At 62.8% G+C, this 14,200-nt stretch carries 16 protein-coding genes; 6 read left to right on the plus strand and 10 right to left on the minus strand.

Annotation, left to right across the window (positions count from 1 at the left end; all coding sequences use genetic code 11):
- Window positions 1–52: 52 nt before the first annotated feature.
- The gene (locus tag GM658_RS08165) at window positions 53–970 is read right to left on the minus strand and encodes a LysR family transcriptional regulator (protein ID WP_155453525.1); all 918 of its coding nucleotides are present in this window, start codon (window positions 968–970) and stop codon (window positions 53–55) included.
- 103 nt (window positions 971–1,073) lie between these two features.
- On the opposite strand from GM658_RS08165, the gene GM658_RS08170 reads away from it, so the two are divergent.
- The 3 genes from GM658_RS08170 to pncB all read left to right on the plus strand — a co-directional run bounded on the left by GM658_RS08170 (window position 1,074) and on the right by pncB (window position 3,790).
- The gene (locus tag GM658_RS08170) at window positions 1,074–1,688 is read left to right on the plus strand and encodes an FMN-dependent NADH-azoreductase (RefSeq protein ID WP_155453526.1); all 615 of its coding nucleotides are present in this window, start codon (window positions 1,074–1,076) and stop codon (window positions 1,686–1,688) included.
- 80 nt (window positions 1,689–1,768) lie between these two features.
- Window positions 1,769–2,596 carry a cysteine hydrolase family protein gene (locus tag GM658_RS08175; RefSeq protein WP_155453527.1) on the plus strand — a complete coding sequence of 276 codons (828 nt, stop codon included), beginning with the start codon at window positions 1,769–1,771 and terminating at the stop codon, window positions 2,594–2,596.
- A gap of 3 nt (window positions 2,597–2,599) precedes the next feature.
- Window positions 2,600–3,790 (plus strand): nicotinate phosphoribosyltransferase, encoded by a 1,191-nt coding sequence (pncB, locus tag GM658_RS08180; protein ID WP_155453528.1) that lies wholly within the window; start codon window positions 2,600–2,602, stop codon window positions 3,788–3,790.
- On the opposite strand, the gene GM658_RS08185 is transcribed toward pncB, so the two are convergent.
- Together GM658_RS08185 and GM658_RS08190 are read right to left on the minus strand one after the other, a co-directional pair.
- Window positions 3,778–4,740, minus strand: coding sequence for a GlxA family transcriptional regulator (locus GM658_RS08185; RefSeq protein ID WP_155453529.1), 963 nt, complete (start codon window positions 4,738–4,740; stop codon window positions 3,778–3,780). The genes pncB and GM658_RS08185 overlap by 13 nt on opposite strands.
- 2 nt (window positions 4,741–4,742) lie before the next feature.
- Window positions 4,743–5,714, minus strand: a complete 972-nt coding sequence (locus GM658_RS08190; RefSeq protein ID WP_155453530.1) for an SLAC1 anion channel family protein — start codon at window positions 5,712–5,714, stop codon at window positions 4,743–4,745.
- Between the two features lie 162 nt (window positions 5,715–5,876).
- Between GM658_RS08190 and GM658_RS08195 the strand changes: the two genes are divergently transcribed.
- Complete coding sequence (locus tag GM658_RS08195) at window positions 5,877–6,194, plus strand: DMT family transporter (protein WP_155453531.1); 318 nt, start codon at window positions 5,877–5,879, stop codon at window positions 6,192–6,194.
- Here the strand turns inward: GM658_RS08195 and GM658_RS08200 are convergent.
- The 6 genes from GM658_RS08200 to GM658_RS08225 form a co-directional block, all read right to left on the minus strand.
- Window positions 6,191–6,490: a hypothetical protein gene (locus tag GM658_RS08200; RefSeq protein WP_155453532.1), complete on the minus strand. Its 300-nt coding sequence runs from the start codon at window positions 6,488–6,490 to the stop codon at window positions 6,191–6,193. The two genes, GM658_RS08195 and GM658_RS08200, sit on opposite strands and share 4 nt — an antisense overlap.
- 64 nt (window positions 6,491–6,554) lie before the next feature.
- Window positions 6,555–6,860 (minus strand): antibiotic biosynthesis monooxygenase family protein, encoded by a 306-nt coding sequence (locus GM658_RS08205; protein WP_155453533.1) that lies wholly within the window; start codon window positions 6,858–6,860, stop codon window positions 6,555–6,557.
- 37 nt (window positions 6,861–6,897) lie between these two features.
- Window positions 6,898–8,994: a TonB-dependent receptor gene (locus GM658_RS08210; protein ID WP_155453534.1), complete on the minus strand. Its 2,097-nt coding sequence runs from the start codon at window positions 8,992–8,994 to the stop codon at window positions 6,898–6,900.
- Between the two features lie 101 nt (window positions 8,995–9,095).
- Complete coding sequence (locus tag GM658_RS08215) at window positions 9,096–9,374, minus strand: hypothetical protein (RefSeq protein ID WP_155453535.1); 279 nt, start codon at window positions 9,372–9,374, stop codon at window positions 9,096–9,098.
- A gap of 60 nt (window positions 9,375–9,434) precedes the next feature.
- On the minus strand, window positions 9,435–10,217 hold the full coding sequence (locus GM658_RS08220) for a substrate-binding periplasmic protein (RefSeq protein ID WP_155453536.1): 783 nt from the start codon (window positions 10,215–10,217) through the stop codon (window positions 9,435–9,437).
- Window positions 10,218–10,313: 96 nt separating this feature from the next.
- Window positions 10,314–10,499 (minus strand): hypothetical protein, encoded by a 186-nt coding sequence (locus GM658_RS08225; protein WP_155453537.1) that lies wholly within the window; start codon window positions 10,497–10,499, stop codon window positions 10,314–10,316.
- 245 nt (window positions 10,500–10,744) lie between these two features.
- On the opposite strand from GM658_RS08225, the gene GM658_RS08230 reads away from it, so the two are divergent.
- The gene (locus GM658_RS08230) at window positions 10,745–11,488 is read left to right on the plus strand and encodes a haloacid dehalogenase type II (protein ID WP_155453538.1); all 744 of its coding nucleotides are present in this window, start codon (window positions 10,745–10,747) and stop codon (window positions 11,486–11,488) included.
- 9 nt (window positions 11,489–11,497) lie between these two features.
- Here GM658_RS08230 and pdxR read toward each other — a convergent pair whose 3' ends face one another.
- Window positions 11,498–13,012, minus strand: coding sequence for a MocR-like pyridoxine biosynthesis transcription factor PdxR (pdxR, locus tag GM658_RS08235; protein WP_211841835.1), 1,515 nt, complete (start codon window positions 13,010–13,012; stop codon window positions 11,498–11,500).
- Window positions 13,013–13,123: 111 nt separating this feature from the next.
- Between pdxR and GM658_RS29065 the strand changes: the two genes are divergently transcribed.
- Complete coding sequence (locus GM658_RS29065) at window positions 13,124–14,200, plus strand: hypothetical protein (RefSeq protein ID WP_211841836.1); 1,077 nt, start codon at window positions 13,124–13,126, stop codon at window positions 14,198–14,200.

Here is a 14,200-nt window from a genome sequence, read left to right on the forward strand (position 1 = left end):
CGATGCCGCAGGCATGCCTGTAGGTGCACACGCCGCTGGCCTGTAGGAGATGTTAGAAAGCGTCGCTCGGCAGTGTATGGTCGAGCTCGACGAATTTCTGCCGCAGCCATTTGCCCGCCGGCCCCAGTTCATCGTCACCCCGGTGAATGACGAAGAGCGGGTATTCGAGCTCGCTGCCTTCCTGCGTATGCAGCCGCACCAGGCGGCCTTCCGCCAGGTCGCGCATGACCATATGTTCGGGCATATTGCCCCAGCCCAGGCCGCCAAGAAGCAGCGCATGCTTGGAGCTGACGTCGCCCAGCCGCCAATCGCGCAAGCCCAGCACGCCGAAGTCGCGGCCTGCCGTCAAGGGGCTGCGATCGGTCACCACCAGCTGCAAATGTTCGCGCAGCACCGCACTCGGGATCGGCGCATCCTCGCGCGCCAGCGGATGCATGGGGGAGCAAACCGGCATCATCTTGACGAAACCTGCCGCATGCCGTTCGAAGTTGACGGGCGCGGTCGCCGCCATGCCCGCCACCCCAAGCTGGCAGCGGCGCTCCGCCACCATCTGCGCCACGGCGCCCAGCGCCTCGGTATGCAGGCGCAGCGAAACGGTAGGGAACTCGCGCTGGAACTGCTCCAGCGCCCGCACCAGCAGGCAGGCGGGGAACATCACGTCGACCACCACCGACAATTCCGCCTCCAGCCCCATGCCGAGCGCTTTCGCGCGCGACCGCATGCCGTCCACGCGGGTGGCGACGGCGCGCGCATCGGCCAGCAGGGCCTTGCCCGCTTCGGTCAGGGTCGGCTTGCGCGTGCTGCGGTCGAGCAGTTCGATATTCAGCTGCTCTTCCAGGTTGGCGATGGTGTAGCTGATCACCGACTGGGTGCGGTGCAGGGCGCGTGCGGCATGGGCGAAACCGCCATGGTCGACGACGGCAATGAAGACGCGCAGCTGGTCAAGAGTGGGCAGTCCGGGATCTCGCATGATCTACTAAATCGATAATTTCTATCGTTATAAAACCTATTTCATCGATATTAAACCCGATCTAAGATGGCCGCAATCACCAACCATTTCTTGGAGTAACAATATGGCAAGCGTTCTCTACATCAACAGCAGCGTCCGTAACGCAGGTTCCCTGTCGCGCCAGCTGTCTTCCGAATTCATCGCCAAGTGGAAAGCCGCCAACCCGGCCGATACCGTGGTCGAGCGTGACCTGGCCAGCAACCCTGTGCCGCATCTGACCGAAGAGATGATGGGCGCCTTCTTCACGCCAGCCGAAGCACGCAATGCCGAACAGGCCCATATCGTCAAGGTGTCGGACACCCTGGTGGACGAACTGGTTGCCGCCGATGTGGTCGTGATCGGCGCGCCGATGTACAACTTCTCCGTGCCATCGTCGCTGAAGGCCTGGATCGACCACGTGGCCCGCGTTGGCCGCACCTTCCAGTACACCGCCAACGGCCCGGAAGGCCTGTTGAAGGGCAAGAAGGTCTACGTCTTCACCGCCAGCGGCGGCGTGTACAGCGAAGGCGCAGCAGTGGCGTTCGACCACCTGACCACCTTCCTGCGCACCGTGCTGGGCTTCATCGGCCTGACCGATGTGCAGTTCATTCGTGCTGAAGGCGTGGCGATGGGCGAGCAGGCCGTAGCCGATACCGTGGCCAAGGGCCGCAAGTCGATCGACCAGCTGATCGCAGCGTAAGCATTCACAACCCGTAGTGGACTTGGCAGCACCGGCCCGCCGGCCGTGCTGCCTTTTTTTTCGTTTGCTATCATGGTGGGATGAAACGCCAATATCACCTGCTTATCATCGACCCGCAGAATGATTTCTGCGATTTGCCACCTCCCGCCGCGCCGGCCTTGCCGGTACCGGGCGCGCACCGCGACATGCTGCGGCTTGCCGGCCTGATCGAGCAGGGGGGCGCAGGCCTCTCGGCCATCACCGTCACGCTTGACTCGCACCATCGCTACGACGTGGCCCATCCGACCTTCTGGCAGACCGCCGATGGCGCCGCGCCGGGCCCGTTCACGCAAATTGCCGCCGCCGATGTGCGCGCCGGCCGCTATTTGCCGCGCGATGCCGCCGCTTTGCCGCGCGTGCTGTCCTACCTCGACGCACTGGAATCCGCGGGCCGCTACCAGTTGATGGTGTGGCCGGTTCACTGCGAAATCGGCAGCTGGGGCCACAATGTGCACGACGCCGTGCGCGCGGCCTACAACGCCTGGGAAGAGCGGCGCCACGCCGTCGTCGCCAAAGTAGGCAAGGGATCCAATCCCTGGACCGAGCATTATTCCGCCGTCATGGCCGAAGTGCCCGATCCGGCCGACCCGGCTTCGCAGTTGAACCGTGAGCTGATCGCCAGCCTGTCGCAGGCCGACACCATCTACATCACCGGCGAAGCAGGCAGCCATTGCGTCAAGGCGACCACAGAAGATATCGCCGGCCATATCGACCCGCGCAAGCTGGTGCTGGTGACGGACTGCATGAGTCCCGTGGCCGGATTCGAAGCGCAGTACCTGGCATTCGCGCAAGCCATGCAGCGCCGCGGCGCGCGCCTGGCGACGTCCGCCGAAGTGCTGGCGGAACTGCTGGCCAACGCGGAGCAATAAGCCATGATTCCTGTCGTCCGCAGTTTGCTCGAAACCGACTTGTACAAATTCACCATGTGGCAAGCCTTGCTGCATGGGCATCCGAACGCGCACGCCGAATATGAATTCGTCTGCCGCAACCAGACCGCCTTTCCGCTGTCGGAGCTGAAGGAAGAAGTCGAGGCCCAGCTCGACCACCTGTGCAGCATGTCCTTCACCGAAGACGAATTGGCCTACCTTCGTTCCCTGCGCTACATCAAGAGCGACTTTGTCGATTTCCTCACGGTGTTCCGTTTCCAGCGCAAATTCATCGAAGTGCGCACCGATGGCGATACCCTGCTGATCCACGCCGAGGGACCACAGGTGCACGTGATGGCGTTCGAGATCTTCGTGCTCTACATCGTCAACGAACTGTATTTCCGCCGTGCCGGCACGCCGGCGGCGCTGGAAGAGGGCCGCAAGCGCCTGGGCGAAAAGATCGCACAGCTAAAGGCCTTCGGCGCCACGCCAATGCTGCGGCATCCGTTCGACTTCTCCGATTTTGGCCTGCGCCGCCGCTTTTCGGCCGCATGGCACGATGAGGTTGTCGAGCGCCTGGCACGCGAGGTGCCTGAGTTCTTCAAAGGCACCTCCAACGTCTACATTGCGAAAAAATTCGGCCTGATCCCGATCGGCACCATGGCCCACGAGTACATGCAATCCTTCCAGGCCTTCGGCGTGCGCTTGCGCGACTTCCAGAAGGCGGCGCTGGAAGGGTGGGTGCAGGAATACCGGGGCGACCTCGGCATCGCCCTGACCGACGTGGTGGGCATGGATGCCTTCCTGAATGACTTCGACCTGTACTTCGCCAAGCTGTTCGACGGCTTGCGCCACGATTCGGGCGATCCGGTGGTCTGGGGCGACAAAGCCATCGCACACTACCAGGCCTTGCGCATCGATTCGAACACCAAGCGCCTGGTGTTCTCGGACGGGCTGGATTTCGACACCGCCTTCCGCCTGTACCGGCATTTCGCCAATCGCATCATGGTGGGCTTTGGCATTGGCACCTGGCTGACCAACGATGTCGGCATCCAGCCTTTGAATATCGTGATGAAGCTGATTCGCCTGAACGGGCAGTCGGTCGCCAAGCTGTCCGACTCGCCCGGCAAGACCTTGTGCAAGGACGAGACTTTCCTTGCCTACCTGCGGCAGGTGTTTGGCCATCATGCCTCCTGAGGATGGAAGCGGTTGCGGTAATCGCCCGGCGTGACGCCAAGCCGGCGCACGAAGGCGCGCCGCAGGCTGGTCTGGTTATGGAAGCCGCTGCGCGCGGCCACCCGTTTCAACGGGCTGGCGCTTTCCTCCAGCATGCGGCGCGCCGCATCAAGCCGCGCCGCTTCGACAAAATCGGCGGGCGTTTCACCGGTATCGCTTTTGAAGGCGCGCGAGAAATTGCGTACACTCATGCCGGCCTGCGCCGCCAACTGATCGACAGTCAAATCCTGCGCCAGGTTTTCAAGCACCCACTCCTGCACTTGCCGGATGGGGCTGCGCTGCGCGGTTTGCGCCGCCAGATGGGCGCTGAACTGGGCTTGCCCGCCGGGGCGTTTGATGAACATCACCAGTTCGCGTGCCACCGCTAGTGCCACAGCGCGGCCGAGGTCTTCTTCCACCAGCGCCAGGGCCAGGTCCATGCCGGCAGTAACGCCGGCCGAAGTGTACAGCTTACCGTCGCGCAGATAGATCTGGTCATGCTCGACCTGCACGCGTTCAAAGCGCCGCGCCAGGGCGGATGAAATATTCCAGTGTGTCGTAACGCGCTTGCCGTCCAGCAGGCCGGCATGGGCCAGCAGCCAAGCCCCGGAGCACACCGACCCGATCCGTCGTACCACGCCGGCCTGGCGCTGCAGCCATTGCACCAGGCGCGGATTGGCGCTGAAGTCGCGCACCTCATGGCTGCCGGTGACGAGCAGGGTGTCGACTGCATGGTCCAGCGTGTCGATGGTGGCGGTGGGCTGGAACAGCAGGCCATTGTCGGCGCGCACGGGGCCATCTTCCAACGCCACCAGGTCGAACTGGTAGGCGTCGGGCTTGCCGGACTGGCGGGCGGCCTCTCGGAAGACATCCATCGGCCCCGCCACGTCGAGCAGTTGCACGCCGGGGAAAACAAGTAGAGCGATACGCATGGTCAGCCCGCCAGGAGTTTGCCGTTGTAAAGCGAATATAAGGTACGCAGCAGCAGCACGGCAATGGCAACCGTCAGGAATGCCAGCAGCGCAGCAGCCAGCAGCGTGACAGCGGCGCTGTCGGCAACGGCGGCATACTTCAGGGCAGCGTTCACCAGGGCGGCGATCGGGAAGCTGATCGCCCACCACGACGGGGCAAACGGCACCGATCGGCGGAACACGCGCGGGGCCAGCACAAGGAACATGAACAGGCCGAAATAGAACAGCATGGCAGCAAACATATCGATGTGCTGCGTGACGTTGGCGTAGGCCAGGAAGCCGACTTCGAACGGAGCGATCATCACCATCAGCGAGGGCACCATGCCGGCCGGCAGCGGCTCGCCATGTACCAGGCGGCTGAAGATCAGCACGTAGAACACGACGGCGATTGCCGTACCGATGCCAAGCGCCAGCATATTGACCTCGTGGCTCCAGGCGCCGCCGGTGACGGCAATATCGAGCGAAGCCACGCCGGGGATCAGCCAGGCCGGCACGACGTTGGCAGCAGCAACGTTCCCCTTCAACACGCGCGATACGACCACATAAGCCAGCACCAGGGTGGAGAGTGCGCCGGCCGTCCAGGCCAAGTGCTGCAGGGTGGCGTTCCATGGCGCCACCACGCCCGACAGCAGCAAGATGGCAATCGTGACCGTACCGAAGAAGTTCCCGCCGACCGGATGCGTAAACTCGGCCTTCACCGCATCCGGGAAGACTGCCCATTTAAGCAGGTAAGCAACGGTGAGCACTGCAAACACCAGCAGTGCGAGGACGCCGATGCCGTCGGCAATCCGGCTGCTGCTGCCGAAAAGGTGGGCCGCGCCACGCCATGCCAGCGCCAGGCCGGCAATCCCCATGACGGCGCCGAACAGGTTGACGGGAAGATTTTTGACTGAAGCGCCGCTGGTCGGCAGTGTCCGGATTGTCGTTGTTTGCATGATTTGCACCCAATGGATTAGCGATAAATCCATTATCGGTCGGCAAGCTTTTGGCCGATAGTGTGCAATTGAGTCATTTTCGGCCAAGCTTGTGACAAGCTCGGCCAGGACCGTCCACGACAGCCCGACAATGGCCGTCCTCATGAAATGAAAGGATTGGAAATGCCCTGGATGTTACTGACCGTTGCCGGCCTGTTGGAAATCGCTTTTGCACTCGGTATGAAGTGGTCGCAAGGTTTTACCAGGCCGCTGCCCGGCGGTTTGACGGCTTTGGCTGGACTGGCCAGCATCTATTTGCTGTCGCTGGCTTTGCGCTCACTGCCGGTAGGAACGGCTTACGCGGTGTGGACCGGTATTGGCGCGGTGGGTACAGCGCTGGCGGGAGTGCTGTTCATGGGAGAATCAGCGACGCTGGCCAGGCTGGCCTGCATGGCCGCCATTGTCGGCGGGGTGGCGGGATTGAGGCTGGTGCAGAACTAGGCTTCCTGACCGCCGAAGCGCGACATGATGCGGTCGGCCTGATCGCGCTGGGCATCGTCGTCCACGTCGACCGACAGCAGGGCGGCGGGGCGGTCCGGCTTGTCCGTGTTGTCGACATCATCCGGCGTCAGCGAATCCATGATGTGCTGCACGGCGGATGTCGTTGTTGTCAGCGGACGTGCTTCGTGCAGGTTCAGTTGCACCGCCGAGTTGGCGAAGCCTTCAGCCAGCAAGGCGCTGCGCGCACCTTCGGCGTCCGCGATCTGGCGGAAATTGCGGTAGATAGTGTTGGGCATGATCTTTCTCCTGTGTGGGGAGATTGTCGCGTAAGGCGCGCAGCTGCGGCGCGCGCCTTGCGTCCTAGTTGCCGAAGCCGGCCACCACGTTGGCGGTATGCTCAACGCGAGGAGTGTTGGCGAAGTACTGGCCGACCATGCCGCGCCAGGTCTGGAAATCTTCGCTGCCGCGGAAATCAACCGTATGGTTTTCCAGCGTTTCCCACACGATGACCAGCATGTAGGTATTGGCGCGCTCGATTACGCGCTCAAGGCGCATGGATTTGCAGCCTTTGGCGCGCTGGAACAGCGGCACGGCTTTCTGTACTGCTGCTTCAAAATCGGCGCCTTGGCCATCCTTGATCTCAAATTCCGCCAGCTCGAAAATCATCGGGACATTCCTTTCAAAGTAATGTCCCGATTTTAGCTCAGAAGCGGTAGCGGGCTGTGACGCGGGCATTGCGCGGGGCGCCTGGTACGTTGAGCAGCTTGCTGGAGCCGTGGCCGGATACGATGTATTCGCGGTCGAACAGGTTGCTGACGTTCAGCTGCACCTCCCAGGACGCGGCGCGGTAGGCCAGCATGGCATCGACTACGGTGTAGCCGGGCAGGGTGGTGGTGTTGCCCGGGTTGGCGAAGCGGTCGCCCTGGTAATTCACGCCGGCGCCGGTGAACCAGCCGCCGCCCAGGGCCTTGTTCAGCCACAGGTTGGCGCTGTGCCTGGGCGTGAGCGTCGGGCGCTTGCCCTGCACCTGCTGGCCGTCGTCGCGGGCGACGGACTTGATGATCTCGGCGTCGAGCAGCGCCAGGCCGGACGAAATTTGCCAGCCCTGGCCCAGTTCGCCGCTGAAGGTCAGCTCCAGGCCGTCGGTGCGCTGGGTGCCGATGGGGATCACGAGATTGGTGACCGGGTCGGTGCTCTTGATGCCGGTGCGCTCAAGGCGGAACAGCGAAGCGCCCACCGTGGCCAGGCCGTCGAACAGGTCCAGCTTCGCGCCCACCTCCTTGTTGCTGGTCTGCTCCGGCTCGATGGCTGCGTTGCTGGCGGAGAGGGCGAACGTTTCACCGGATGGCTGGAACGATTTGCTGAACGAGGCGTAATAGGAGGCACTGCCGCTTGGCTGGTACACCAGGCCGGCGCGCGGGCTCCAGGCGCGGTCGGTACGTTCCAGGTTCTTCTGGCCTGGGCGGCGCTCGCGCGTCTCCTGGCTGAAATCGTCGTAGCGCACGCCGGCCAGCAGCTTCCACTGCGGCGTCAGCGTCGCCAGCTCCTGCAGGTAGGCGCTCTTGTTCTTCAGGATGCCGAGGTTGTCGGTGCCAGGCGCCACGTTGGCCATCAGCTGCAGTACCGGCAGCACTGGATGGAACAGGTTGACTGTTGCGACATTGGCTTGCGAGCGGTTGACCTGGTCCTTGTCCTGCTTGCCGATCTCCACGCCGTACAGCAGCTGGTGCTGCATGCCGAAGAAGTCCGCGCGCTGGGTCAATTCGGTCTGGTTGAAGTAGCCGTCTTCATCGCGGCGCACGTTGCCGTGGGTGAGCGAAACAGTCTGCGCTGCTTCATTCACGCTGCCGGGCATGGTGTTGTTACGGTTAAGGGAGTAGTCGTAGCGGCGAAAGGCATTGCGCAGCGACCAGTTGGCGTTGATGCGATGATCCAGCGCCACCGACAGCGCCTTCACGCGCGACTGGGTGAAGTCCACGTCGCGCGCATTGGCTGCGCCGTAGTAGGTGGCCGGGTCCACGTCGACCGGCAAGCCTTTGTAGGAAGGGATGCCGAAGTCGGTCAGGCGGCGGTCGGACAGGTATTCGCCCTGCACCAGCAGGGTAGTGTCGGCGCCCAGCTTCCACAGCAGGGAAGGCGAGAACGCCTCGCGCTTCAGGAATTGCTGGTCGCGGTAGCTGTCCGCATCTTCCTTTGCGCCGGTGACGCGAAAGGCCACGCCGCTGTCCGGCAGTTTGCGCGCCAGGTCGAATTCGCCGCGCTTGCGCTTCCAGCTGCCAAAGCTTAGCGTAGCTTCCGCGCGGTCAATGCCTGGCTTCCGGGTGATGCGGTTGATCATGCCGCCGGAAGAACCGCGGCCATACAGTACTGAAGCTGGCCCTTTGATCACTTCCACCTGCTCGATATTGGACAGGTCGCGGAAGTACAGCGCGTCATCGCGCATGCCATCGATGAATTGGTCGGCGATGGCGGTAAAGCCGCGGATGCTCACCTGGTCGCGCTGGCCGTCGCCGCTGGACAGGCCGACACCCGGTATCGCTTTCAGCACGTCTTCCATGGAGCTGGCGCCCTGGTCGCGCAGCAGCTCCTGCGGCACCACGTTCACGGTTTGCGGCACGTCGCGTAAAGGCGCGTCGATCTTGGTAGCGCTGCTGGCAGTGCTCGGATTGTAGGCAGCTTCGCGGCCGGCGGTGACGGTCACGGTGGCGAGGGTGGTGTCTTCGGCAGGAGCGGCGAAAGCGGCGGTGCAGGGCAGGGCCAGCGCGACGGCGAGCGCCAGCGGGGAACGGTTCAACTTCATCGGTTTTCCTAAAGTGGCATCGTAATGAGAATTATTATCATTCGCATTATGCGCCACCCAGGAAAATTGTTCAACGGTAAAACTTATGCTTGATCAAGAATTTAGCGTTCGCTGCGGCGGACCGTGTCGGGACCGGTTTGCCGGGCCTCGCCTTGCCGGAATTGCGGGCCGGTCTGGAAACCATGCTCGCGTTCGCCTTCGCCAACGCAGCCGGACAACAGGTCATCGGTACGGCCAGCCGATTCGGCCGATTGCTGGTTGCCTTCTTGCACTTGGGATAGGTTGCGGCGGCCGGTACAGCCAGCGCCCATAGTGCCGATGCTGCTGGTGCCATCGTGGGTTTGCTGCTCCAGGCTGCGCCCCCTGTTGAGTGTGGACATGATTGCCTCCTTGTCGCCGGGCCAATAGCCCATTTTAGGCTCGTAGGGAGGAAACTGCCATTACTCGATGTATTTGCGTAGCAGCTGGTTGAAACGCTTATTGCCGTCGGTGCCGATCCAGTTCCAGAGGGTATCGACGTCGCGCCGGTGCGCACCATAATAGGCGGGGTTGGTGGCGATCCAGTTGAAGGATTTTAAGACCGGCTTTTCCAGGCGCACCAGTTCGCCCTTGTAGCGTTCGGCAACGTATTTGTCCATGTCCGTCGCCACCAGCAAAGGCACGACGAAAGCATCGATCCGGCCAAGCTGCAGCTTGTCGAAATTGCTCGGCACGGTCGGTCCGCCCTGGTCGAGGATGGCCCCGGCACTTTCCAGCCGTTTCGCATAGGAAGAGCCATACATCACGCCGACCCGTTTGCCGCGTACCAGGTCCATCGGGTCGGCATCGTGCATGAAGCCATCCTTCGCACGCACGAAAGCGACCAGGGCCAAGGTGGTGGCGCGCTTGGTGTCCGGCTTGCCTTGCGGGTCGCGCGGCATCACGATGCCGGGCTGGCCATCGGCGGTGATGTCGACCGGCGCCATGTCCACCGCGCCGCTGATGAGAGAACTGCGCAAGCGCATCATCGGCAAGCGCACCAATTCCACGGTGCAGCCGCCGCTGGCTGCAAGTTCGCGCAGGAAATCCACGGCGGCCCCGGGCGGTTCGGGCACAGTCGGGCCGTTGCCCATCCAATAGGGAGGGCGGTGCTGGTCGGGGTAGCCAATACGGATCGTGCCGCAATCGGCAAATGCGTTGGCGGCAGCTAGCAGGCATAGGGCAATGAAAGCTTTGCGTTTCATATGCGCACTATTCTAAGCCAACAGCAACGCACTCGCTGCAGTTAAATCGTCGTGAAGGAGGCGGCTAGGAATGCGAACAGGGTCCGATCCTGGCGCTCAGAACGCACGCTGCATTGAATCGCTGCGGCGGTCAGTGGCATACCAGGGCAGGGAGACGACTGCACGGACCTGGGTAGGAAAGCGTTCCGCGAAGGAGCGGATCAGCATGTGCTCCACGCCGCTGATGGCGAGGTAACTGTAAGCGGCGCCCTGGTCGAACGCCAGGGCCGTGCGTACGGCCATGTCAAACCGTTCCGCAGTACCGCTATCGTGACGCCGGTCATGATGCCTTCGCTGATCCACGCTGCCTCCCCAGGACAGCCACCATCCTACGACGGACAGTGCAGTGCGTTCTGTGCGTCAGTCCACATCAGGCAATGGGGGCCATTATTGCGAAAAGCGGAAGGAACTATTCCTCTAGCGATGGATTCTGCTTTGGGGCGGAAATCCGTAAAGTGTACACATCAAGAAACCTTTCGGAGAACACGATGAACCGCCGCAAATTTATCAGTGCCACCGCCGCAGCTGCGGCAACCGTCATGCTTCCAGCGCAAGCAGCAACGTCCGGCATCAAAGCCGTGGCATTCGACGGCTTGGCTTTGTTCGATCCGCGTCCGATCTTCGCGCTGGCCGAGCAGTTCTTCCCCGGTCGCGGCAATGCACTGGCAACGGCCTGGCGCGTGCGCATCTTTGAATACAGCTGGCTGCGTACGCTGACGGGCAGCTATGCAACCTTCATGCGTATTGCCGACGATGCGCTGGTGTTTGCGCTGGCGCAGGAAAAGATCACTGCCACCGAAGCGCAGCGCAAGCAGCTTGTCGCCGGCTTCCTCGACCTGCGCACCTGGCCGGACGTGGCTCCTGTGCTGCGCCGCCTGAAAGCTGCAGGCCTGCGCCTCGCGCCATTGACGCATTTCAGCGTGCCGATGCTGGAAAAAGGGATGGCAAATTCGGGCCTGGAAGGGGTCTTCGACCACCTGCTGTCGGCCGACCTGGTGAAGGCCTACAAACCTGATCCGCGCGCCTACCAGATGGCGGTTGACCGATTTGGCCTGGCGCCGAACCAGATCGCCTTTGTCGCCTTCGGCGGCTGGGATGCCGCAGGCGCCAAAACCTTCGGCTTCCCGACGATCTGGATCAACCGCCTGAATGCGCCGGCGGAGCAACTGGGGGTGGCGCCGGACGCCATCGCCTCCAGCTTCGACGCCTTGCCGGCATTCGTCGGCGTGTGACCGGGCGGTTCAGCCAAGGCGGCGCTGCCGGCCCGGAGACTTGGCCAACTCGCAACGGAGCAGGGCAAGCGCCAGCTCCAGTTGCGACAGGTCGGCGGCGCCATAGCCGAACACCAGGCCAGGCCTGCCATGGCCGCCGGCGTAATAGCGCGCGAAGCTGTGCATCTTTACGCCGCCCTGCGCCAGCCGCTGCAGCAGGTTTTCGGCATCGATCCCGTCGCGCAGGTAGGCGCCCAGATGCATGCCGTAACTGGAAGGTATCAGCTCCAGCCATGCGCCCAGTTCTCCCTGCAGGGCGTCGGTGAGAAGCTGCCGGCGCTGGCGGTACATGTGGCGCATCTTGCGTACATGCTGGGTAAGGCGGCCTTCGGCGATGAAACTGGCAACTGCCATCTGCATCGCGGTCGGGCAATGCCAGTCCAGGCAATTCTTGGCCAGCACCAGTGTCGCCATCGCCCACGGTGGCGCGACGACGAAGCCCAGGCGAAGCGTCGGCAGCATGCATTTTGAAAAAGTGCCGACATAGAAAACCACGTCCGCCGCATCTTTCGACCGCAAGGCAGCCAAGGGCTCGCCATCGAAACGGAATTCGCCGTCGTAGTCGTCTTCCACGATGACGGCGCCGCGTGCGCGCGCCAGTGCTACCAGGGCATTGCGCCGTTCCTGCGACATCGTGACGCCAAGCGGAAACTGGTGCGAAGGGCACAGGCAGATAATGCTTGCTTCCGATGGAATCGCACCGACCATCAAGCCCGCGCTATCGACTCCTACGCTGACCACTCTTGCGCCGGCGGCGGCAAAGGCCGCGCGCATGGGCGGGTAGCCTGGATCTTCGAGCGCCACCACCGTTTGCCCGGGCGTGACAAGGACGCGCGCCAGCAAATCGAAGCCCTGCTGCGCACCGGATGTCACCAGCACGTCCTCGGGCAGGCAAGCCACGGCGCGCGTCACGGCGATATGACGGGTAATGGCGCTGCGCAGCGCAAAATTGCCCTGGTTCCCCTGCGGGCTGCGCAGGCTGGAAGGACGCGTTTCCAGTGTACGCAATTGCTTGGCCAGCGTGCGGCGGATGTCATCAAAAGGGAACAGGCGCGAATCTACCAGGGCAGGACGCAAGTCGATGGCAGTTGCGCTTTTCGGCTCTCGCGGCGGCGGTGCGGGATCGTTCCAGAATCGCATCGCGCTGACCAGGTCTGCGCGTTCCCAGATGGGGTTCAAACGGTAGGCCATCGGATGCGCAGGCGCGGCGCGGGACGCGAGGGGCGGCGGCGCGTCCGCCACATAGGTCCCGGAACCATGGCGCGCGACGATCAGGCCTTCGCTGCACAACTGGTCGTAGACCTCGGCGACCGTGTTGCGCGAAACCCCGAACAGATCCTGCGCCTGGCGCGTGGAGGGCAGGCGCGAACCCGGGGCCAGCCGGCCATCGCCGATGGCCTCCTTGAGCTGCTCGACAAGCCGCCGCACCGCATCACGCGAATGCTTCTCCAAGGGCTGCAGCCCAAGTTCAAAGATTGGATCCAACGCACGTCCCCAATGAAAAGTGGCCCACCAATTCTTTGCCAGGGTGGCCCTTCAGCCGTGGCCATGGCCGATGAATCATAGCGCAAATTTCTTTACTTCCTGGAGGACTAAATGCCTGTGAAATTTCCCCGCTTGATCTGTGCCCTGGCGATTGCCTTCGTTCTGCCTGCGGTGGCGCCTGCGGCCGAAGAGCGCGATGGCCAGCACGACTTTGACTTCACCAAGGGCGCATGGAAGACGCATATCGTACGCCGCCTGCATCCGCTGAGCGGCTCATCGGAGACCGTGGAGATGAACGGCACGGTCGTTGCGCGCAATGTGTGGGGCGGCCGTGCCTTCCTTGAGGAGATCAATGTCGACGGGCCGCAAGGCCATTGGCAGGGTGCTTCGCTATTCCTGTATGACCCGAAGGGCAGGCAATGGAGCCAGAACTTCTTTAACAGCGCACATGCCGAATTCGATACCTCGCTGGTGGGCAGCATGCGGGATGGGCGTATCGAGTTGTTCTCGCATGAGCGCCTGGATGGGCGCGCCATTCTCGTGCGTGGCGTATGGTCCGAGATCACGCCAACTTCCCATCGCTATACGGAATCCTATTCGACCGATGGTGGTGTCACGTGGGAGCAGGAATTCACTGCCTTGAAGACGATGGACACGCAGCCGGCGCCAAAGCCCGCGCTGGTACGGACCGTGGCGCATGCCGCCGGGGCGGGACGGCGTGATGGCAGCAACGATTTTGCATTCGACATCGGCGCCTGGAAAACCCACTCTTCGCGCCTGATGCACCCGCTTACCGGCAGCAAGGAATGGCGTGACATGGACGGGGTGACGGTTGTCTCAAAAGTCTGGGACGGCCGCGCCAACCTGGCCGAATACAAGGCTGACGGCGCCGCCGGCCACGTCGAACTGATGGCGATGCGCCTCTACAACCCGCAGACCGGACAGTGGAGTATCAACTTTGCGACGCCTGCCGGCGGCAAGCTTGGCGTGCCGGGCGTGGGTGAATTCAAGAACGGGCGCGGCGACTTTTACGACCAGGAGACAATCGACGGCAAACAGGTGCTGGTGCGCTTCTCCATCTGGGGCATCACCCCCGACACCGCGCAATCGGAGCAGGCGTTCTCGGTTGATGGCGGCAAGACTTGGGAGGTGAACTGGATCAACAAGTACCAGCGCATGCAAGAATAG

The sequence above is a fragment of the Massilia eburnea genome, assembly GCF_009720745.1.
Lineage (GTDB): Bacteria > Pseudomonadota > Gammaproteobacteria > Burkholderiales > Burkholderiaceae_D > Rugamonas > Rugamonas eburnea.

What these genes read in the sequence shown, in the direction of transcription:
- GM658_RS08205 (WP_155453533.1), bottom strand. Translation starts at nt 6,860, where the DNA reads ATGATTTTCGAGCTGGCGGAATTTGAGATCAAGGATGGCCAAGGCGCC.
- GM658_RS08185 (WP_155453529.1), bottom strand. Translation starts at nt 4,740, where the DNA reads ATGCGTATCGCTCTACTTGTTTTCCCCGGCGTGCAACTGCTCGACGTG.
- GM658_RS08195 (WP_155453531.1), top strand. Translation starts at nt 5,877, where the DNA reads ATGCCCTGGATGTTACTGACCGTTGCCGGCCTGTTGGAAATCGCTTTT.
- GM658_RS08225 (WP_155453537.1), bottom strand. Translation starts at nt 10,499, where the DNA reads ATGGCCGTACGCACGGCCCTGGCGTTCGACCAGGGCGCCGCTTACAGT.
- GM658_RS08220 (WP_155453536.1), bottom strand. Translation starts at nt 10,217, where the DNA reads ATGAAACGCAAAGCTTTCATTGCCCTATGCCTGCTAGCTGCCGCCAAC.
- GM658_RS08165 (WP_155453525.1), bottom strand. Translation starts at nt 970, where the DNA reads ATGCGAGATCCCGGACTGCCCACTCTTGACCAGCTGCGCGTCTTCATT.
- GM658_RS29065 (WP_211841836.1), top strand. Translation starts at nt 13,124, where the DNA reads ATGCCTGTGAAATTTCCCCGCTTGATCTGTGCCCTGGCGATTGCCTTC.
- GM658_RS08190 (WP_155453530.1), bottom strand. Translation starts at nt 5,714, where the DNA reads ATGCAAACAACGACAATCCGGACACTGCCGACCAGCGGCGCTTCAGTC.
- GM658_RS08230 (WP_155453538.1), top strand. Translation starts at nt 10,745, where the DNA reads ATGAACCGCCGCAAATTTATCAGTGCCACCGCCGCAGCTGCGGCAACC.
- GM658_RS08175 (WP_155453527.1), top strand. Translation starts at nt 1,769, where the DNA reads ATGAAACGCCAATATCACCTGCTTATCATCGACCCGCAGAATGATTTC.
- GM658_RS08200 (WP_155453532.1), bottom strand. Translation starts at nt 6,490, where the DNA reads ATGCCCAACACTATCTACCGCAATTTCCGCCAGATCGCGGACGCCGAA.
- GM658_RS08170 (WP_155453526.1), top strand. Translation starts at nt 1,074, where the DNA reads ATGGCAAGCGTTCTCTACATCAACAGCAGCGTCCGTAACGCAGGTTCC.
- GM658_RS08215 (WP_155453535.1), bottom strand. Translation starts at nt 9,374, where the DNA reads ATGTCCACACTCAACAGGGGGCGCAGCCTGGAGCAGCAAACCCACGAT.
- pncB (WP_155453528.1), top strand. Translation starts at nt 2,600, where the DNA reads ATGATTCCTGTCGTCCGCAGTTTGCTCGAAACCGACTTGTACAAATTC.
- GM658_RS08210 (WP_155453534.1), bottom strand. Translation starts at nt 8,994, where the DNA reads ATGAAGTTGAACCGTTCCCCGCTGGCGCTCGCCGTCGCGCTGGCCCTG.